The organism is Nocardia sp. NPDC041819 (assembly GCF_055590505.1).
Genome location: NZ_JBVJAP010000001.1, coordinates 438,132 through 457,804, shown reverse-complemented (window position 1 = coordinate 457,804; position 19,673 = coordinate 438,132). Strand labels below are relative to the sequence as shown.

The window sequence follows — 19,673 nt, the reverse complement described above, 5'->3', positions numbered from 1 at the left end:
CTACCCGTCCGGCTCGAACTCCGCGAGATCGATGCGTGTTTCGCCGTACCGTCGCGATTTGGCCGGGACGAAGCCTGCGGGCCAGGCTGTTTCGGGCGAACGCGCCGAACGCTCCAGCACCACCGACGCCCCGGGACGCAGCCAACCGTGCTCGGTCAGCGCCCGCAGATCGGCCAGCACCGCGGCGTTGTCCACCGCGTAGGGCGGGTCGGAGAAGACCACGTCGAAGCGGCCCGCCCCGCCCTGACGCAGTACGCCGGCCACGGTCGCGACCCGCAGTTCGGCGCCGGGCAGCCCGAGGTCGGCGATGTTGCCGCGGACCACGGCCGCGGCCTTGCGGTCGGACTCGACGAGCAGCGCGTGCTCGGCGCCACGCGACAGCGCCTCCAGCCCGAGCGCGCCGGAACCCGCGTACAGGTCCAGCACGCGCGCGCCCGCGAAATCCAGCCGGGCGTCCAACGCGCTGAACAGCGCCTCCCGCACGCGGTCGGAGGTCGGGCGGGTGCCCGACGGCGGCACCCGCAGGCGCCGCCCACCCGCCGTTCCCGCGACGATCCGCGTCATCCGGCCGACGACTCCCGGACCGCCAGTTCGATGAGCAGGTCACCGCCTTCGACCTGCTGCACGGCGCCGATGGCGACGCGGCCGACGGTGCCCGCACGGGGCGCGGTGATCGCGGCTTCCATCTTCATGGCCTCGATGGTGCCGATGGTGTCCCCCGCCGTCACCGAATCGCCTTCGGACACCGCGAGAGTGACGACACCGGCGAACGGCGCCGCGACGTGGCCGGGATTGGTCTTGTCGGCCTTCTCCGCCGCAGGGATCTCGCTGGCGATCGACCGGTCGCGCACCGAGATGGGCCGCAACTGCCCGTTGAGGATGCACATCACCGTGCGCATGCCGCGCTCGTCGGGTTCGGAGATGGCTTCCAGGCCGATGAGGAGGGTGACGCCCTTCTCCAGTTGCACCCGGTGTTCATCGCCGCGACGCAGGCCGTAGAAGAACTGGTTGGCCGACAACCCGGAGGTGTCGCCGTACTTCTCGCGGTGGGCGAGGAATTCGGCGGTGGGGCCGGGGAACAGCAGCCGGTTCAACGTCGCCCGACGCTCCTCGGAGCTACCGGCCAGGGCCTTCTCCTCCGCGGGCGTCAACGGTGTCTCGGGTTTGGCCGCGCCGCGCCCGGCGAGTGCCTTGCTGCGGAACGGTTCGGGCCAGCCACCGGCGGGGGTGCCCAGTTCGCCGCGCAGGAACCCGATCACCGAGTCCGGGATGTCGTAGCGGCCGGGGTCGGCGGCGAAGTCCTCGACCTCGACGCCGGTGCCCACCAGCGCCAGCGCCAGGTCGCCGACGACCTTCGAGGACGGGGTGACCTTCACCAGACGCCCGAGCAGCCGGTCGGCGGCGGCGTATTTCGCCTCGACCTCCTCGAACCGGTCACCCAACCCGAGCGCGATGGCCTGCTGACGCAGGTTCGACAACTGCCCGCCGGGGATTTCGTGGGTGTAGACGCGACCCGTCGGCGCGGGTAGCCCGGACTCGAACGGCGCGTACACCTTCCGCAGCGCCTCCCAGTACGGTTCCATGTCGCAGACGTTCTGCAGGTTCAGCCCGGTGTCGTACTCACTGTGCGCCGCCGCGGCGACGATCGCCGAGAGCGCGGGCTGGCTCGTGGTACCGGCCATCGCGGCACTCGCGCCGTCGACGGCGTCCGCGCCGGCCTGCCAGGCGGCCAGGTAGGTGGCCAACTGCCCGCCGGGGGTGTCGTGGGTGTGCACGTGCACCGGCAGATCGAAATTGCCGCGCAACGCGGTGACCAGCTTGGTCGCGGCCGGAGCGCGCAACAGTCCGGCCATGTCCTTGATCGCGAGCACGTGCGCGCCCGCGTCCACGATCTGCTCGGCCAGCTTCAGGTAGTAGTCCAGGGTGTAGAGCGTCTCGTCCGGATTCGCCAGATCGCCGGTGTAGCTGATCGCGACTTCGGCGACCGCGGTGCCGGTCTCGCGGACCGCGTCGATGGCAGGGCGCATCTGGTCGACGTTGTTGAGGGCGTCGAAGATACGGAAGATGTCGATACCGGTGGCAGTCGCCTCGGAGACGAACGCGCGGGTCACCGCTTCCGGATACGGGGTGTAGCCGACGGTGTTGCGGCCACGCAGCAGCATCTGCAAGCAGATATTCGGGATCGCCTCCCGCAAGGCCGCCAGCCGCTCCCAGGGATCCTCGTACAGGAATCGCAAGCCCACGTCGTAGGTCGCGCCGCCCCAGCACTCCACCGACAGCAGCTCCGGCGTCAACCGCGCCACATGCCCCGCCACTCCCAGCAGGCCGTTGGTGCGCACGCGGGTGGCCAGCAGCGACTGGTGCGCGTCGCGGAAGGTGGTGTCGGTGACGCCGACCGCCTTCTGCGCCCGCAGCGCCTGCGCGAAGCCCTCCGGCCCCAGCCGCAGCAGCCGCTGGCGCGAGCCGTCCGGCGGCGGCACGCTCAGATCGATCGCGGGCAGCTTGTCGTGCGGGTACACCGTGGTCGGCCGCTCGCCGTGCGGCTTGTTCACCGTGACGTCGGCCAGGTAGTCGAGGATCTTGGTGCCCCGGTCGGCGGATTGACGCAGGGTCAGCAGCTGCGGACGCTCCTCGATGAAGGAGGTGGTGACCAGGCCCGCCTTGAAGTCGGGATCGTCCAGCACCGCGAGCAGGAACGGGATGTTGGTGGCCACACCGCGGATGCGGAATTCCGCCAGCGCCCGGCTCGCCCGCGCCACCGCCGCGCCGAAGTCGCGACCGCGGCAGGTGAGCTTGACCAGCATCGAGTCGAAGTAGGCGCCGATCTCGGCGCCCAGGTTCGCACCGCCGTCCAGGCGGATGCCCGCGCCGCCGGGGGTGCGGTAGGCGGTGATGCGGCCGGTGTCGGGACGGAACCCGTTGGCCGGGTCCTCTGTGGTGATCCGGCACTGCAGGGCCGCGCCCCTGATCGTCACCGCGTCCTGGCTCAAGCCCAACTGCTCGAGCGTCTCCCCGCCCGCGATGCGCAGCTGCGACTGCACCAGGTCCACGTCGGTGATCTCCTCGGTCACCGTGTGCTCCACCTGGATGCGCGGGTTCATCTCGATGAAGACGTGGTTGCCGCGCTCGTCCAGCAGGAACTCCACGGTGCCCGCACACGAGTAGTCGATCTGCCTGGCGAAGGCGACCGCGTCGGCGCAGATCCGTTCACGCAGCGCGGGGTCCAGATTCGGCGCGGGCGCCAGCTCGATCACCTTCTGATGCCGACGCTGCACCGAGCAGTCCCGCTCGAACAGGTGCATCACATTGCCGTGCTGATCAGCCAGGATCTGCACCTCGATATGGCGAGGGTTCACCACCGCCTGCTCGAGGAACACCGTCGGGTCACCGAACGCCGACTCCGCCTCCCTGGAGGCCGCCTCGATCGACTCGCGCAATTGCTCCGGCGCGGCGACCCGGCGCATCCCGCGACCGCCACCACCGGCGACCGCCTTGACGAAGATCGGGTACTCCAGCTCGCGCGACGCGGCCAGCAACTCTTCCACGTCCGACGACGGTGCGCTCGAACGCAGCACCGGCAGACCGGCCGCCTTGGCCGCCTCGATGGCGCGCGCCTTGTTACCAGCGAGTTCGAGCACTTCGGCCGACGGGCCGATGAACGTGATGCCCTCGCGGGCGCACGCCGCAGCCAGATCGGGGTTCTCCGACAAGAACCCGTATCCCGGGTATATCGCGTCCGCGCCCGCCGACTTGGCCGCCTCGATGATCGCCTCGATCGACAGGTAGGCCCGCACCGGATGACCCGGCTCGCCGATCTGGTACGACTCCGCCGCCTTCAACCGATGGACCGAATTGCGGTCCTCGTAGGGAAACACGGCGACCGTCCCGATGCCGAGTTCGTAAGCCGCGCGGAAGGCTCGGATGGCGATCTCGCCACGGTTGGCAACCAAGACTTTCGAGAACATTGACCTAAGGTACCCGGCCGCGTGAACCGCACCGACATGGAATCCCCCTTCGCAAACCTCTTCACAAGACCGCCTAGCACCGTTGCGAAGTTGCGTTCACAGCGCCGACACATGGGCGGCGCCGCAGCAACCGGTGTGCTGCCCGGCGGCCGGAGCCGGTCCGAGGTGGGGTACCGGTGGCCGCCGCGCGGTCGACCGACGGCCGGGCTCGGCCTCGATACCTCGGCACGCCGCCGCGGCCGCGGCCGCACACGGGCGAACCACGCCCACGACGAGTTCGGGAGTGCGGATCTCCGGTAGCCGCCGCCAGGTATCGGCGAAGAGCCGATCCGATTCCGCGCACGACCCGGGAATTCCGGGAACGGTCGATGCGAATCGGCGTGCCCGGTCCTGCCGATAGCCGGAACGCAAGCCGGCGCCGAATCGGTCCGCGGCGATCGTCTCGGGCAAATATCCGATGTGAGGTCGCTCGCGGCGCGCCACCGGACGACTTCGCGTCCGCGGGGCCGACACCGGTGGGCTTCCGCCGTGCGGCTCCTATCCGACCGCAGGTGGCCGCGGCAGCGGCTCCCGATCCCGGGTCGGTCGTTCCTGGCGGCCGCACCGCGTCCTATGCTGAGAGTGCAGCTGGTTCACCGCAGCACGACGAGATGGAGCCCCGACGTCGCGCGACGGAGTCGAGCCCGCCCGTGCGGCGACGTTACGGCGGGCGAGAGGGAACCCGGTGGGAATCCGGGACTGTCCCGCAGCGGTATGCAGGAACGACCGCCGTCACCAGGCACTGGGTTTCACCGAGCCGGAAGGCTCCGCGACCCGGGAAGCGACGGCCAGTAGGTCGGCCATCGGGAGCACTCCGGCGTACGCCGGCCCGCACGGCCGGTGCCCGCGAGTCCGAAGACCTGCCAGTCGTGCCGGGTACGCCGTACCCGGCGGCCACCGCCTCGTGGATTGGGCGCGCGGATCACCAGCTGACGTGTCGGGCTCCTCGGCCGGGAAATCACCGGCATGTCATAAGGTTCTCCGCCTGCCCGTAAGGCGATGGCTTTCGTCCACAGCAATGGAGAGACATCGTGACTGTTGCACAGCAGAAGCCGTTCACCGCGACGGTTCTCGGGCTTCCGCGAGTAGGGCCCCGGCGTGAACTGAAGCGGGCCACCGAAGCCTATTGGGCAGGCGAGATCGACGCGGGCCGGTTGCACGCCGTGGCGCGCGACCTGCGGCGGGCCCAGCTCACCGATTTGCGAGCCGCGGGCCTGGACTCGATTCCGGTCGGCACCTTTTCCTACTACGACCAGATGCTCGACACCGCCGAACTGCTGGGCGCGCTGCCGCCCCGGGTCGCCGGGATAGCCGACCCGCTGGATCGGTATTTCGCCGCCGCGCGCGGCACCGAAACGGTGGAGCCCTTGGAGATGACCAAGTGGTTCGACACCAACTACCACTACCTGGTGCCGGAAATCGGCCCCGAGACCGCCTTCTCGCTGCACCCGGAGAAGCTGCTGGCGCAACTGCGGGAGGCGCTCGAGCTGGGCGTGCCTGCGCGACCGGTGGTGATCGGCCCGATCACCTTCCTGAAGCTGGCCAAGGCGAGCGGCGGCTCGGCCCTGGCCCGGCTGATCGAACTGCTGCCGCTGTATCGGGAACTGCTGCGCAGGCTCGCCGTCGCCGGTGCCCAGTGGGTGCAGATCGACGAGCCGGTGCTGGTCACCGACCTCACGGCGGAGGAGATCGGCCTGGTGCAGGTCACCTACGCGGAACTCGCCGACGCCGCCGAGCGTCCGGCGATCCTCGTCGCGACCTACTTCGGGCAGCCGAACGCCGCGCTGCCTGCGCTGGCGAGCACCGGTATAGAAGGAGTGGCCCTCGACTTCACCTCCGGCGCCGATGTCGCCGCGGTGGCCGACGTGCCCGCGCTGACCGGGAAGCTGATCGTCGCGGGGGTCGTGGACGGTCGCAACGTCTGGCGCACCGATCTCGACCGCGCAGTGGCCACCCTCGGTCCGTTGCGGGGATCCGCTGCGCAGGTGGCCGTTTCGAGCTCGTGCTCGCTGCTGCACGTGCCCTACACGCTGGCCGCGGAGACGGGTTTGGACGAGCGGCTGCGCTCCTGGCTGGCGTTCGGCGCGGAGAAGGTGACCGAGGTCCGCCTGCTCGCGACCGCGCTGAGCGACGGTGCGCAAGCGATCGACGCCGAGTTGGCCGAGGTGCGTGCGGCGCTGGCGTCGCGGAGGTCTGATCCGCGGCTGAACGATCCGCGGGTGCGGGCCGCACTGGCCGCGCTCGGGCCCGACGCCGTCCGCCGCGCACCCGCCGAACAACGCCGAGAACTGCAACGGGACCGTTTGCGGCTACCCGCGCTGCCGACCACGACGATCGGTTCCTACCCGCAGACCTCGGCCATCCGGCTTGCGCGCGCCGCGCTGCGCAAGAGCGAGATCGACCAGGCGGAGTACGTCCGCCGGATGCGCGCCGAGATCGCGGAGGTCATCGCGCTACAGGAGCGATTGGGGCTCGACGTGCTGGTACACGGCGAGCCGGAGCGCAACGACATGGTGCAGTACTTCGCCGAGCAACTCGACGGGTTCGCGGCGACCGAGCAGGGATGGGTGCAGTCCTACGGGACCCGCTGCGTGCGGCCGCCGATCCTGTTCGGTGACGTCGCGCGACGGGAGCCGATGACCGTCGAGTGGATCGCGTACGCGCAGTCGCTCACCGACAAGCCCGTGAAAGGCATGCTGACCGGACCGGTCACCATTCTGGCGTGGTCGTTCGTACGCGACGACCAGCCGTTGGGCGACTCGGCCCGCCAAGTGGCGCTGGCGATCCGCGGCGAGACCGTCGACCTCGAGTCGGCGGGCATCCGGATCATCCAGGTCGACGAGCCTGCCCTGCGTGAACTGCTTCCGCTGCGCGCGGCCGACCAGCCCGGGTACCTGGAGTGGTCGGTGCAATCGTTCCGGATCGCGACCTCCGGAGTGTCCGATGCGACGCAGATCCACACGCACCTGTGCTACTCGGAATTCGGCGAGGTGATCGATGCGATCGCCGGGCTGGACGCCGACGTCACGTCGATCGAGGCGGCGCGCTCCCACATGGAGGTGCTCGACGACTTGAACGCGGCGGGATTCGACCTCGGCGTCGGCCCCGGCGTGTACGACATCCACTCTCCGCGGGTGCCCAGCGTGGACGAGATCACCACTTCGCTGCACGCCGCACTGAAAGCTGTTCCGGTCGAACGGCTCTGGGTTAATCCCGACTGCGGGCTGAAGACCAGGGGACGCGCCGAGGTGGAAGCCTCACTGCGCAACATGGTCGCCGCGGCGGCTGCCGTCCGGTAACCTTCTCCCGCCCATCGGCGTTCGGTGCCCCCTTCGCCGCCCGAGGGGGGCACCGAATCGTCAAGAGCCGCAGTCCGTTTCCGGCTCCGGCCGCGGTGGTTGCCGACGGCGCAGCGTGTACCGATCGCACGGTTCCTCCCGCCGCGTCACCGGCAGCTCCCGCGCCCGCGCCCGCATCCCCCGCCGCCACGCCGTATGACACCCGGAACAACGCTCCATCGGCTACCCCTCCTCGCATGTCGACCCCCGGACAATGGTTCCCCTCCTACCTACTTCGACGTGCCCGCCCCCCGATTCGGTTCCATCCGATCCGGAAATCAATCGCCACCACCGAGGCCGGTCGAACTCGATCGCCCACAGCCGAATTCGAGGACGACCTGTTCGACCGAGTCCCGCTCTACAGCCCGAAGGCCCGGTTGATGGCGGCCATGTCGAAGTAGTCTCGCCACGTGGTGATTTCGCCGTCGGCGACCTCGAAGAAGCCCATGACCGGCAGCGGTGTCTCGCGGCCCGCGGAGCGGAGGGTATCGGTGCGCTCGTTCATCACCACGTTGCCGGAGGCGATCTGGTGATGGATGTCGAAATCGATGGCCTCGAAGGTGGTCAGGAAACCCGCGATGAAGTCGCGGATGGCGGTGCGGCCGACGATGGGTTCCATCGGGATGTTGTGGTAGACGGCGTCCTCGGCGAAATACGCGCTGATCCGCTCCGGATCGGGGTCGGACCAGCTTCGGCACATCGCACGCACGAGTTCGTCGGGATCGGGCATTCGTTCTGCTCACTTTCCTGCTGCCGGAAGGCGGGTGCCGGACCCCTCGATTCAACCAAGCAATCGCTCGGTAGGGAAGGGGATCGGTGGGCATTTTCATGCCCGATCCACAAGGCGACGGCAAACCTCCCTTCGCACGCTACGCAGATCGAAGGCATCGCCGGATACCTCGCAAAAGCATATTCCTGCGGGTAAGAACGCGTGTTTTTGCGATGATTGCGAATCATCGCAGCTACCATCGTGCACGTGCGCAAGATGTATGCGGGCGCCCGGCTTCGGCGATTGCGTGAAGAACGGAGGATGACTCAGGCGGCTCTGGCGAAATCGCTGGATCTGTCGCCGAGTTATCTCAATCAGCTCGAGCGCGACCAGCGCCCACTCACCATTCCCGTACTGCTGAAACTCAATTCCACCTTCGATCTCGACGTCCAGTTCTTCGCCGCCGATTCCGACGCGCGGCTCGTGTCGGACCTGCACGAGGTGCTCATCGACGCCGCGGGCGGGCACACCGCGCCGCTGACCGAGGTGGAGGAACTGGCAACCCGCCAGCCGGAGGTCGCCAGGATCGTCGTCGCGATGCATCGCCGACTACGCGCCGCCACCGATCAGCTGGACCTGCTCTCCGCGCGGGTGTCCGCGCCCGCGGGCGCGCCGGGCGTGCCCATGCCCTACGAGGACGTGCGCGACTTCTTCTACGACCATCACAACCACATCGCACAGCTCGACATCGCCGCCGAGCAGCTGTTCGAGAACTCCGGGCTCACCATCGGCTCGCTCGATCGTCAGCTCGCCCGCATCGCCGAGGAACGCGCCGGAGTCACCGTTCTGGTGCGTGGCGACGGCGCCGACCCCACCGTCCCCAAGCGCCACTACGACCCGGAGACCCGGACGCTCACGCTGGCTCGCCGGTTGCGGCCCGGCCAGCGCGCCTTCCAGATCGCCACCACGCTCGGCCTTCTGCTCTACGGAGCCGAGCTGGACGCCGTCTTGGCCGAGAGCCCGGCACTCAACGGCGAATCCCGCACACTGGCGCGGATCGGGCTGGCCAATTACTTCGCCGGCGCGCTGGTGCTGCCGTACGGCCGATTCCTGCGGTCGGCCGAGGAACTGCACTACGACATCGATCTGCTCGGTCTGCGGTTCGAGGTCGGCTTCGAGACCATCTGCCATCGGCTCAGCACCCTGCAACGTCAGGGCCAGCGTGGCGTTCCGTTCTTCTTCGTGCGCACCGACCGAGCGGGCAACATCTCCAAACGGCAGTCCGCCACCGCCTTCCATTTCTCCCGGGTGGGCGGCAGTTGCCCGCTGTGGGTGGTGCACGAGGCCTTCTCCAACCCCGGCCGCATCCTGACCCAGGTGGCCGAGATGCCCGACGGCCGCCGCTATCTGTGGGTCGCGCGCACCGCCGCGATCGCCCCGCACGGGTTCGGTACCGCGGCGAAGAATTTCGCGATCGGCCTCGGCTGCGATGTGGAATACGCCGACCGTCTGGTGTATTCGGCCGGGTTGCAACTGGACGACCCGGCGGCCTCGGTGCCGATCGGTGCGGGCTGCAAAGTGTGCGAGCGCCCCGCGTGCCCGCAGCGCGCCTTCCCGCACATCGGCAGTCCATTGGCGGTCGCCGAGCACACCAGCACCGACCTGCCCTACCCGCGGCTGGGGCGCTGACCTCGCCGGGCCCGGGACATCAGGACTTGGCCAGGTACTCCAGCCGCTCGGAATCGACGGCCGCGTCCATCATTCCCGCAAGACCGGGATGTTTGCGCAAGCCAGGGTCGGACGCCACCACGGCGCGGGCGAATTCCTGGGCGGCGGTGATGACCTCGAGGTCGTCCAGCAGGGACAGCAGACGCAACGAGCGGGCCGTGCCGGACTGGGCTGCGCCGAGCACGTCGCCCTCGCGGCGGGTACGCAGGTCGAGCACCGCGAGTTCGAAACCGTCGGTGGTGGCGGCGACGGCGTCCAGCCGCGCCATCGCCGACCCGCCCGGCGCGGCATCGGTGACCAGCAGGCACAACCCGGGGTGCCGTCCCCGGCCGATCCGGCCGCGCAGCTGATGCAACTGACTGACGCCGAACCGGTCGGCGTCGACGATGACCATCACCGTCGCGTTGGGCACGTCCACGCCGACCTCGACCACGGTGGTGCACACCAGTACGTCCACCGATCCGTCATTGAACGCGCGCATCACCTGGTCTTTTTCGTCAGCGGGCAGCCTGCCGTGCAACAGGCCGACCCGTACGCCGGCCAGCGGGCCGACGCGCAGCATCTCGTAGACGTCGAGCGCGGCCTGGGTGGTCGGGCCCTCCTTCTCGCCGTCGCCGGACTTCGAACGCCCGTTGCGGGACTTGCCCGCCGTCTCCTCGTCGTCGCCGATGCGCGAACACACCACGTACGCCTGACGCCCGGCGGCGACCTCCTCCACGATCCGCTCCCACGCGCGATCCACCCAGTTCGGATGCTGCCTGCGCGGCACCACCTTGGAGACGATCGGCGAGCGCCCTTTCGGCAGTTCGGTCAGCGTGGAGGTCTCCAGATCGCCTAGCGTGGTCATGGCGATGGTGCGCGGGATCGGCGTCGCGGTCATCACCAGCAGATGCGGGCTGACACCGGTTTTGGCCTTGGCACGCAGGGCGTCTCGCTGCTCCACGCCGAAACGATGCTGCTCGTCGACCACCACCATGCCGAGATCGAAGAACTCGACGTTGTCCTGGATCAGCGCATGCGTGCCGATCACGATGCCCGCCTCGCCGGTCACCGCTTCCAGCAGCGCGGCCTTCTTGGCCGCGGCCGACATCGACCCGGTTACCAGCACCACGCGGGTGGCGTGGTCGGACGCGCCCAGTTCGCCCGCGGCCCCCAGCTCACCGAGCATGCCGCGCAGCGACCGATAGTGCTGCGCGGCCAGCACCTCCGTCGGGGCGAGCAGCGCGCACTGCAGACCCGCGTCCACCACCTGCAACATGGCGTGCAGGGCGACGATCGTCTTGCCGGAGCCCACCTCGCCTTGCAGCAACCGGTGCATCGGTTGCTCGCGGCCCAGATCGGCGGAGATCTCCGCCACGACCTGCTTCTGCCCCGCCGTGAGTTCGAAGGGCAGCCGCTGGTCGAACGCGGCGGCGATGCCGTCGGCGCGCGACGCGCAGGCGCGCGCCCGGCGGCCGGACACCTCGTGCCTGCGCTCGGCCAGCACCAATTGCAGGGCCAGCGCCTCGTCGAAGCGCAGCCGATCCTTGGCCTGATCGATATCGGACTTGTGTTCGGGCAGGTGGATCAGGCGCAGCGCGTCCGACAGGTTCGGCAGCGCCCGTTCGGCGCGCAAGTCCTCCGGCAGCGGATCATCGAGCGGATCGAGCTGGTCGAGCACCTGCCGCACGCAGGCGAGCACATCCCAGCTCTGCACCTTGGCGGTCGCCGGGTAGACCGGGATGAACTCGCGCTCCATGAACGACGTGTCCACTCCCCCCGCGCCCGCGGCGCTCTGCGCCAGACCCCGCAGGTCTCCGCCGCCGCGCACCTTCGTCAGCGCGCCGACCGAATCGTCGTCGCCCTCGGCCTCCGGCAGGATCAGGTAGCCGGGATGACTGAGGTTCCACTGGCCGGGGCGCCAGTAGTTCACCGTGCCCGACATCATCGCGCGCAGACCTTCGCGGACCACGTATTTCACCTTGTCGCCATTGAAGAAGGTGACGTCGACGCCGCGCCCGGAACCGGTGTCGAGAACCACCTTCAGCAGCGATCCGCGGCGGTTGCGCATCGGCCGCAGTTCGGCCTTGGTGATCCGCCCGATGACGGTGATGTGCGAACCGTCCTCGGGCGCCTCCTCGGTGAGCGGCTGACCCTGCGTCGCGTACCGCAGGGGGTAGTGCCGCAGCAGATCCTCGACGGTCCGCATGTCGAACGCGTCCGCCAGCGAGTCCGCGGCCTTCGCGCCGAGAATGTGGTCGAGCCGATCGCTCAGTGCCGCCATGCGCTACTCCACTCCGATCTGCACCGAATCACCTTGCTGCCCACCGGAATACACGATCACCTCGACCCCGGGAAAGTTCTGTGCGATATGAGCGGCGAGTTCGGCGCCGAGACCGTCCGGCGCCGCCGCTCCCATCAGCAGGGTGACCAACTCGCCGCCGAAGGCGAGCAGCCGGTCCAGCAGCGTCCGCCCCGCCGCGCGTACGTCGGGCTCGATCACGACGACATCGTGCCCGGCCAGTCCGAGACCGTCGCCCGGCTCGCAGGTGCCGACCATGGTGAGCGCGCGCTCGGTCGCCGGGCGCAGCGAGCCCCACCGCGTCGTGGCGGCCGCTTCCGACATGGCGAAGGCGTCGTCCACCGCGAATCGTCCTCGGTCGTGCACGGCCAGGGCGGCCAGACCCTGCACCATCGACGCACTCGGCAGCAGCAGCACGTCCCGATGGGCGTCACGCGCGGCGACACCGACCGCGACCAGTTCGTGCGCGGGCAGGGCGCCGTTGGGCAGCACCAGTACCTCACGGTTCGGCATCCGCCGGATCGCGGTCAGCAGCGTCGTCGCCGTGACCGGCTCGTCGCTCGCCAGCACCACGGCGCCCGCATCCTCGAACAGCGTCGCGGCGCCTGCACCAGCGACCACCGCCAGAATCCCCCGATCGGCCGGAAGTTCGGGCGTCGCCCCCGCGCTCGAGCCGAGCCCACCGGCCACCACCTGAGTCGAATCGGCAGCCGGCGCGATACCCCCGGTTCGGACGGGCCGGGGCCGCGAGTCCGAGATACCGTCACCGGCGAGGGGATTCGCCGCTTCCACGCGTTCGCCGGACCCGGCCGGGGCGTCTCGGTGCGGCGTGCGAACGACATTCTCGATACGGATCCGGCTGAGTTCGCCCGCCGCGATGCCCGCCTCCACCGCCGCTCCGGCGTCGGCGCAGTGCACATGCGCCGACCAGGACCCGCCGCCGTCACCGACCACCACGACCGAGTCGCCGAGTTCGCCGAGCCGGGCGCGCAGCGCGGCCACCTTCCGCTCGTCGGAGCCTGCCAGCAGGTACATCACCTCGTACTGCGGCTCGGCGTCGTCCGCGGGCGCCGATCGCACCGCCGCGGGCCGTGGGTACTCCGGTCGCGCGGGCGCCTCACCCCGGGTCACGGTGACCAAGCTGTCCAGCAGCACCACCAATCCGCGGGCTCCCGCGTCGACGACACCGGCCCGCCGCAGCACACCCAATTGGAACGGCGTGTCGCCGAGCGCCTTGGCCGCGCCGTCGGCCGCCGCCAGCGCCACGTTGGCCAGCTCCCGGTCCGGGCACTGCGCGGCCGCCGCGGCCGCGCGGTCCAGCACGGTGAGAATGGTCCCTTCGATCGGCACGCTCAGCGCTTCGCGGACCAGTTCGGAGGCCCTCGCCAGCGCGGCGCGCAGGCTGTCGGCCGTGAACGGGCCACCGTCCACCGCGTCCGCGACGCCGCGCAGCACCTGGGACAAGATGATCCCGGAGTTGCCCCTGGCGCCGACCGTCGCGCCGTGCGCCATCGCGACGGCGACGGCGCGGGCCGCGCTCCCGTCCGCGTTCGCCGCCGCCTCCCCCGCCTCCACCGCGGCGCGCATGGTGGCCAGCAGATTCGTACCGGTATCCGCGTCCGGGACCGGAAAGACATTGAGTGCGTTGATCTCCTCGCGCCGGTGTTCCAGGCCGGCGAGACAGGTACGGCCCCAGCGCAGCAATGCCGTGCCGTCCACTACATCCCGCACTCCGGACACCGTCACCTCACTCCCTTCCGCCACCTGCCCACCCTCGCCGCCCGCCAGGTTAGCGGGCGGTCCCGACAGGCGACCGGCAAGACCGCGCTCCTACACTGGGGATGCCCGGCAACGGATCCGGCACTCGTCCGTGAGGACCGGTTTGGTGGATCGGCGCCTGCACAGCTACCCTTGCAGGGTTGCCTCGCGTGGCCGTCGCCGGTCTGCGCTGGTCGGCTCTCCGTCGGCAGGGCACACTCGACATTGCAACGAGGACGCGTCGCACCGCGAAGGCGGCGGTCCCCACCATTGACATGAAGGAGTTCGCGACTATGGCTGCCGTCTGCGACGTCTGCGCCAAGGGCCCCGGCTTCGGGAAGTCGGTCTCGCACTCGCACCGGCGCACCAACCGTCGTTGGAACCCGAACATCCAGACCGTGCGCGCACAGGTCGCTCCGGGCAACACCCGCCGCATGAACGTGTGCACCTCCTGCCTGAAGGCGGGCAAGGTCGTCCGCGGCTGATCCGCTTCCCGGCTGACCAATACCGTCGGCACACGCCCCGGCACCCGTATCGGGTGGTCCGGGGCGTTGTCGTGACTGCGGTGTGCCGACGAGCGTGGCAGCGGTGACCGAGCATCCGTGGCGGGTCCAGCCGCTGGCCGCCGAATACGTCTACAGCCTGGCCGAATGCCACATCGCCTGTTGGCGCGAGGCGTATCAGGGGCTGGTGCCCGCGCACGTGCTCGACGCGTTCGACATCGAGCGCCGGGCCGAGCTGTGGGAGCGCGACCGGGTGCGGTATCCGGGCCGCACCCACGTCGCGGTCGTCGAGGACCTGGTCATCGGATTCTCCAGCGCGGGCCCGCCCGGCGACGCGGACGCGGTGACGCCGCTCGAGCTGCACGCCCTCTACGTGCGGTCCCGCCTGCACGGCAGCGGAGTCGCCGACGACCTGATCCGCGCCGCCCTCGATCCGGCCGCGCCGTGCTCGCTGTGGGTGTTCGAGCGGAATGCGCGGGCCCAGGCGTTCTACCGCAAGCACGGTTTCGTGCTCGACGGCACGCGCAAGGTCGAGCCGTTCACCGCCGCGATGGAGGTGCGCATGGTGCGCACCCCATCTCGGCGTCGGCCACCCACGGTCGTGTCCTACCGTGCCCGTTAGGGTGCAGATCATGACCTCCAGCGAGCAAGCAGGGTACGTGACGACCGTCGACGGCGTCCTCCAGATCACCATCGCCACCTCCGCCAACGGCACGTCCATGGACTTCGCGGGCATCAACGCGGGTACCGCCGCCCTGCACTCGCTCGGTTCCGAGGTGGGCGCGGTGCTGCTGCGGGGCTCCGGCGCCAACTTCTGCGCGGGCGGCGACGTGCGCGGCTTCGCCGCCGCGCGGGATCGCTCCGCGCACATCCACGGTCTGGCCACCGACCTGCACGAATTCGTCCGCGCGCTGGACGCGGTCACGGTCCCGGTGGTGGCCGCGGTCCAGGGTTGGGCGGCCGGGGCGGGCATGAGCCTGGTCTGCGTGGCCGACATAGCCCTCGGCGGACCCGGCACCAAGCTGCGCCCGGCGTATCCGGGCATCGGCCTGAGCCCCGATGGCGGCATGTCCTGGACGCTGCCGCGCGTCGTCGGGCGAGCGCGCGCCCGGGAGATCCTGCTCACCGACGCCGTCTTGGACGCCGACGAGGCGGTGCGCATCGGCGTACTGAGCAGGCTGGTCCCCGACGGCGAGATCGCCGAGGAGGCGCAGCGCCTCGCGCGCACCATCGCCGCCGGACCGCGTTCCACCCACGCGAGCATCAAAACGCTGCTGCGGCAGTCGGATACCGCGACGCTGAGCGATCAGCTCGACAGCGAGCGCGACGGAATCGCCGCGGCCGCGAGTTCCCCCGCCGGACGGGAGGGCGTCGACGCCTTCGTCGCCAAGCGCAAGCCCGACTACGCCGGAAGGGCCTGATCGGTCGTCACTCGAGGGTCGAGAGGACGAATTTCGCCACCGCGTCGGTGAACGAGTCGTTGTCGTCACCGGCCGCGGTGTGCGCGGCGCCGCCGATCTCCACGAGCTGGGCGTGCGGCACCAGCCGCTGGAACGCCTCGGCTCCTTCGGCGCTCACCACGTCCGAGCGCATGCCGCGGACCAGCAGCACCGGGATGCGCAGCGCCCGCGCCGCGTCCTCCATCGGCTCGATCATCGCGGACGGGTCCTCCGGCCGGTCGCCGAGCATCTCGGGATCCCAATGCCAGTACCAGCGACCGTCGCGCTCGCGCAGGTTGCGCAGCAGGCCTTCGGTGCTCTTCGGCCGCGGGCGGTGCGGCAGGTACTCGGCGACCGCGTCGGCCGCCTGTTCGATGCTGTCGAAGCCATCGCGATGCTTGCCGAGGAAGTCGATCACCCGGGCGACCCCTTCCGGCTCGGGCCTGGTCACGATGTCGACGAGCACCAGGGCGCTGATCGCCGCTCCGCCGGGCCGCGCGGTGGTGAGCAGCCCGGTGATTCCGCCCATGCTGGCCCCGACGACCACCGCGGGGGCGCCCAGCTGTTCCAGCACCAGCAACAGGTCGTCGACCATGGTCTGGCGCCGGTAGTCGCGATCCGGCGCCCATTGGCTGTCGCCGTGGCCGCGGGCGTCGAGCGTGACGACCCGCATCCCCGACGCGCCCAGCCGGGCGCCGGTCTTCTTCCACGAATGCCGGGTTTGCCCGCCACCGTGCAAGAAGACGACGAGCGGGCCGTCGACCGGGCCGAACTGATCGGCGGCCAGCTCGATTCCGCCCGAACCGCGCAGCCGGAGCCGGAGCGGTTCGAGAAGATTGTTCGCATTACTCACGATCTGTAGGATCGCACAACGCTGTTCCGCGCCGGCGCGAACCCGGCGAATCGAGGGTTCAGCAGCCGAGATTGCCCACGAAGAACAGGCACGCGATCTTGGCGTTCACCGACGCGGACAGGGTGGAGGAGCCGCTGGAGGTGTATTCCTCGGCGACCGGAGCCGTCGTGGTCTCCGTGGCGGGTTCGAGCCGCAGGGGGGCCGCTCCCGCGACGGCCGCGCCGCTGGTCAAAGCGGCACAGAAGGCCAAGGTCGCGGTGGTGCCGCGCAGCGCGCCGCGAACGGTGGTGTTGTGCATGGAACAGCTCCTCACTCGTTAACTCTCGGTCGATCACACACAGACGCCCGATTCAGGGCAGGCGCCAGTCAACCGGTTCGGCGCCCAGTTCGTCGAGTAGTTCGTTCACTCGCGAGAAGGGGCGGGAACCGAAGAACCCACGCGACGCCGACAGTGGCGACGGATGCGCGGACTCGATGTACGGGACCTCTGCTTCGGCCAGCAGCGGCTTCAGCGTCGCCGCGTCGCGGCCCCACAGGATCGCCACCAACGGCTCGTCCCTGGCGACCAGGGAGCGGATCGCCTGATCGGTGACCTCCTCCCAGCCCTTGCCCCGGTGCGAAGCGGGCTTACCCGGCGATACGGTGAGCACGCGGTTCAGCATCAGCACACCCTGGTCCGACCATGGGCTCAGATCGCCGCAGGAGGGCGTGGGGTGGCCGAGATCCTTGCTGTATTCGGCGAAGATATTGGCCAGGCTGCGCGGGATCGGCGAAACATCCGGCGCCACGGAGAAACTCAGCCCCATCGGGTGGCCGGGCGTCGGGTAGGGATCCTGGCCGACCACGAGCACGCGCACCGCGTCGAACGGACGCTGGAAGGCGCGCAGGACGTTCTCACCGGACGGTAGGTAGCCACGGCCCGCGGCGTTCTCGGCACGAAGGAATTCGCCCATGGCGGAAATCCGATCCGCCACCGGCTCGAGTGCCTTCGCCCAGCCCGGATCCATGATTTCCGACAGTGGTTTCGCGCCCATGACCGCACAACTTAGCGTGGCTCGCCGCCGGACGGCGATTCCGCCCCACGGAACGATTCCCACCCACCGCCGCCGGTCTGCGCGACGCCGTCGACGGTAAGCCCGCGACCGGCCACGACTCGCCCCATCACGACCCATCCGGGTGGGAGCGCGCGGCCCGGCGCCCACGCGCCCGCGAAGGCATGATCCTCGCCACCGGTCAGGATCCATTGCGCCGCATCGGCGTCCAGCCGAGCGGCGACAAGCTCCAGCGCCGGGTCGCGCAGGGCGGCCGAATCCAGGTCGATGGCCACGCCAGAGGCAGATGCGATGTGCCCCAGATCCGCGAGCAACCCGTCGGACACGTCGGTCAACGCGTGCAGCCCGAGGCCGGGCGCTCCCGGCGCTGGACCTCCCGACGCGGTGCGCGTTTCCGGTTCGGCACCGGACGGCGCGGGCCGGGACGACGATTCCGGGTTTCGGGCTTCGAGCGAGAAAGGCGCGGCATCCCGCGCGGCCACACCGGATGCGACGCGAGCCGAAAACGGCTCAGCCGCAGCGAGTTCCGATCCTCCGGGAGAACCACCGCGCAGTGCGTCCAGGACGAGGGCGTACGGCGGCTGCGGGACCCGGTGCGCGGCAAGCGCTTCGGCGACCGCGGGGCCGGTCACCCCGGCGGTGAAGGCGGCCAGGCCCGCGGCCGACCAGCCGAGCCGGCCGGCCACCGCGACGACATCCCCCACGCGCGCACCCGCTCTGGTGATCGGCGCGCCACCACCCGGATCGCCGAAGGCGGTGACGGAGACGACCAGTTCCCGGCTGCGGACCAGGTCGCCGCCCGCGATGGACGCCCCCGCCCTGGCCGCCTCGGCCCACATGCCGTCGGCGAGTCCGTCGACCACCTCGAGCGGGGTATCGGCGGGGCAGCCGAGCGCGACGACGAACGCGGTCGGCGTGGCGCCCATGGCGACCACGTCGGCGGCGTTCTGCGCGATCGCCTTGCGGCCCACATCCTCGGGGCTGGACCAGTCCAGCCGGAAATGCCGGTCCTGCACGAGCATGTCGGTGGTCACCACGAACCGGCCGTCGGGAGCCGCGATCAGCGCCGCGTCGTCGCCGGGGCCGAGCAGCACACCCGGCGCCTGCACCCGGCCCGCGTTGATGCGGTCGATCAGCGCGAACTCCCCCAGTTCACGCACTGTCCTCGGGGCCTTGCTGGCGCTGATGACCGATCCTCTCCGGCGCGGTGCTTGCTGGAACGAGCCCGACGGTACCCTTTCGGAGGCATTCGAGTACTTCCGGCCCGGTCCACCGCTGCGCGGCTGCCGACCAGGGCGACGCGCACCAGAAAGGATCGGTGACCATGGCGGCGGATTCGCCGGACCGCGATTCCGAGCAGCGGGACGAACACCCGGAAGCCGCTACCGAATCCCGCGAGTCCGGGCATACGGACGATGCGGTGGGTAGCGCCGACGCCGCGACACCGGACAACCCTCCCGCGCAGGCCCCCGCGCACCAGTACTCGCCCGCGCTCATCGCCACCGCCGTGGCGCTTCCGGTCGTGCTGGTCGTCGCCGTGATCGTGGCCGCCGTGCTCGCGCGCCGCGCGCCCGTCGAGCGGGAACCGCTGGTGCTCGGCCCCGTCCCGGCCCCGGCGGCGGAGGGTCCGGCCTGCGCCGAGCTGCTGCCCGCCCTGCCCGCGAACCTGGGCGAGTTCACCAAATCGACCCTGGTGGAGCCCGCCCCGCCCGCCACCCGCGCCTGGCAGCGCACCGAAGGCGGCGACGCCATCGTCCTGCGCTGCGGGTTGGATCGCCCACTGGAATTCAACCGCGCCTCGCCGCTGCAGATCGTCGACGGCGTGCAGTGGTTCGAGGTCCGCGACCAGGCCGCCGCGGCGAGCACCTGGTTCGCCGTCGACCGGGGGACCTACGTCGCTCTCACCGTCCCCGACGGATCCGGCCCCACGCCGCTGCAAGAAGTCTCCGATACCATCGCCGCCCACCTCCCGGCGCAGCCCATCGACCCGGGACCGCTGCCCAACTGA

General features: G+C 70.3%; 15 protein-coding genes and 1 riboswitch. Of the genes, 6 read left to right on the top strand and 9 right to left on the bottom strand.

Features of this window, described 5'->3' with window-relative positions; genetic code table 11:
* Window positions 1–564, bottom strand: coding sequence for a 16S rRNA (guanine(966)-N(2))-methyltransferase RsmD (gene rsmD, locus ACZ6DL_RS02085; protein WP_357955405.1), 564 nt, complete (start codon window positions 562–564; stop codon window positions 1–3).
* The gene (locus ACZ6DL_RS02080; RefSeq protein WP_466048454.1) at window positions 561–3,965 is read right to left on the bottom strand and encodes a pyruvate carboxylase; all 3,405 of its coding nucleotides are present in this window, start codon (window positions 3,963–3,965) and stop codon (window positions 561–563) included. The genes rsmD and ACZ6DL_RS02080 overlap by 4 nt, the downstream gene beginning before the upstream one ends.
* 690 nt (window positions 3,966–4,655) lie before the next feature.
* A riboswitch (cobalamin riboswitch) is annotated at window positions 4,656–4,886 on the top strand.
* A 146-nt stretch (window positions 4,887–5,032) separates the two neighbouring features.
* Between ACZ6DL_RS02080 and metE the strand changes: the two genes are divergently transcribed.
* Window positions 5,033–7,303, top strand: a complete 2,271-nt coding sequence (gene metE, locus ACZ6DL_RS02075) for a 5-methyltetrahydropteroyltriglutamate--homocysteine S-methyltransferase (protein WP_466049510.1) — start codon at window positions 5,033–5,035, stop codon at window positions 7,301–7,303.
* Between the two features lie 397 nt (window positions 7,304–7,700).
* On the opposite strand, the gene ACZ6DL_RS02070 is transcribed toward metE, so the two are convergent.
* Complete coding sequence (locus ACZ6DL_RS02070) at window positions 7,701–8,072, bottom strand: nuclear transport factor 2 family protein (RefSeq protein WP_466048452.1); 372 nt, start codon at window positions 8,070–8,072, stop codon at window positions 7,701–7,703.
* Between the two features lie 246 nt (window positions 8,073–8,318).
* Between ACZ6DL_RS02070 and ACZ6DL_RS02065 the strand changes: the two genes are divergently transcribed.
* Window positions 8,319–9,740, top strand: coding sequence for a short-chain fatty acyl-CoA regulator family protein (locus tag ACZ6DL_RS02065; RefSeq protein ID WP_040868396.1), 1,422 nt, complete (start codon window positions 8,319–8,321; stop codon window positions 9,738–9,740).
* Between the two features lie 19 nt (window positions 9,741–9,759).
* Here the strand turns inward: ACZ6DL_RS02065 and recG are convergent, their stop codons facing one another.
* Entirely contained in the window at window positions 9,760–12,042 is a 2,283-nt protein-coding gene (gene recG / locus ACZ6DL_RS02060; RefSeq protein WP_466048451.1) for an ATP-dependent DNA helicase RecG, read from the bottom strand.
* A 3-nt stretch (window positions 12,043–12,045) separates the two neighbouring features.
* Window positions 12,046–13,824, bottom strand: coding sequence for a DAK2 domain-containing protein (locus tag ACZ6DL_RS02055; RefSeq protein WP_466048450.1), 1,779 nt, complete (start codon window positions 13,822–13,824; stop codon window positions 12,046–12,048).
* 287 nt (window positions 13,825–14,111) lie between these two features.
* Between ACZ6DL_RS02055 and rpmB the strand changes: the two genes are divergently transcribed.
* The 3 genes from rpmB to ACZ6DL_RS02040 all read left to right on the top strand — a co-directional run bounded on the left by rpmB (window position 14,112) and on the right by ACZ6DL_RS02040 (window position 15,742).
* On the top strand, window positions 14,112–14,303 hold the full coding sequence (gene rpmB, locus ACZ6DL_RS02050; protein ID WP_011210730.1) for a 50S ribosomal protein L28: 192 nt from the start codon (window positions 14,112–14,114) through the stop codon (window positions 14,301–14,303).
* A gap of 103 nt (window positions 14,304–14,406) precedes the next feature.
* The gene (locus ACZ6DL_RS02045; RefSeq protein WP_466048448.1) at window positions 14,407–14,943 is read left to right on the top strand and encodes a GNAT family N-acetyltransferase; all 537 of its coding nucleotides are present in this window, start codon (window positions 14,407–14,409) and stop codon (window positions 14,941–14,943) included.
* Between the two features lie 10 nt (window positions 14,944–14,953).
* Window positions 14,954–15,742, top strand: coding sequence for an enoyl-CoA hydratase-related protein (locus tag ACZ6DL_RS02040; protein ID WP_466048447.1), 789 nt, complete (start codon window positions 14,954–14,956; stop codon window positions 15,740–15,742).
* 7 nt (window positions 15,743–15,749) lie between these two features.
* On the opposite strand, the gene ACZ6DL_RS02035 is transcribed toward ACZ6DL_RS02040, so the two are convergent.
* Genes ACZ6DL_RS02035 through thiL form a run of 4 tightly spaced genes read right to left on the bottom strand, consistent with a single transcriptional unit; the run spans window position 15,750 to window position 18,825 of the window.
* A complete protein-coding gene (locus ACZ6DL_RS02035) occupies window positions 15,750–16,613 on the bottom strand; it encodes an alpha/beta fold hydrolase (protein ID WP_466048445.1) in 864 nt (287 codons plus the stop codon).
* A 58-nt stretch (window positions 16,614–16,671) separates the two neighbouring features.
* Window positions 16,672–16,911, bottom strand: a complete 240-nt coding sequence (locus ACZ6DL_RS02030; protein ID WP_062969872.1) for a hypothetical protein — start codon at window positions 16,909–16,911, stop codon at window positions 16,672–16,674.
* Between the two features lie 52 nt (window positions 16,912–16,963).
* Complete coding sequence (locus tag ACZ6DL_RS02025) at window positions 16,964–17,647, bottom strand: uracil-DNA glycosylase (RefSeq protein WP_040868400.1); 684 nt, start codon at window positions 17,645–17,647, stop codon at window positions 16,964–16,966.
* A gap of 11 nt (window positions 17,648–17,658) precedes the next feature.
* The gene (gene thiL / locus ACZ6DL_RS02020) at window positions 17,659–18,825 is read right to left on the bottom strand and encodes a thiamine-phosphate kinase (protein ID WP_466048444.1); all 1,167 of its coding nucleotides are present in this window, start codon (window positions 18,823–18,825) and stop codon (window positions 17,659–17,661) included.
* A gap of 164 nt (window positions 18,826–18,989) precedes the next feature.
* On the opposite strand from thiL, the gene ACZ6DL_RS02015 reads away from it, so the two are divergent.
* A complete protein-coding gene (locus ACZ6DL_RS02015) occupies window positions 18,990–19,673 on the top strand; it encodes a DUF3515 domain-containing protein (protein ID WP_466048442.1) in 684 nt (227 codons plus the stop codon).

Bases quoted from the DNA above. Each gene is read 5' to 3' on its own strand.
- recG (WP_466048451.1), bottom strand. From the start codon at position 12,042: ATGGCGGCACTGAGCGATCGGCTCGACCACATTCTCGGCGCGAAGGCC.
- ACZ6DL_RS02080 (WP_466048454.1), bottom strand. From the start codon at position 3,965: ATGTTCTCGAAAGTCTTGGTTGCCAACCGTGGCGAGATCGCCATCCGA.
- ACZ6DL_RS02015 (WP_466048442.1), top strand. From the start codon at position 18,990: ATGGCGGCGGATTCGCCGGACCGCGATTCCGAGCAGCGGGACGAACAC.
- ACZ6DL_RS02040 (WP_466048447.1), top strand. From the start codon at position 14,954: ATGACCTCCAGCGAGCAAGCAGGGTACGTGACGACCGTCGACGGCGTC.
- rsmD (WP_357955405.1), bottom strand. From the start codon at position 564: ATGACGCGGATCGTCGCGGGAACGGCGGGTGGGCGGCGCCTGCGGGTG.
- ACZ6DL_RS02070 (WP_466048452.1), bottom strand. From the start codon at position 8,072: ATGCCCGATCCCGACGAACTCGTGCGTGCGATGTGCCGAAGCTGGTCC.
- rpmB (WP_011210730.1), top strand. From the start codon at position 14,112: ATGGCTGCCGTCTGCGACGTCTGCGCCAAGGGCCCCGGCTTCGGGAAG.
- ACZ6DL_RS02025 (WP_040868400.1), bottom strand. From the start codon at position 17,647: ATGGGCGCGAAACCACTGTCGGAAATCATGGATCCGGGCTGGGCGAAG.
- ACZ6DL_RS02030 (WP_062969872.1), bottom strand. From the start codon at position 16,911: ATGCACAACACCACCGTTCGCGGCGCGCTGCGCGGCACCACCGCGACC.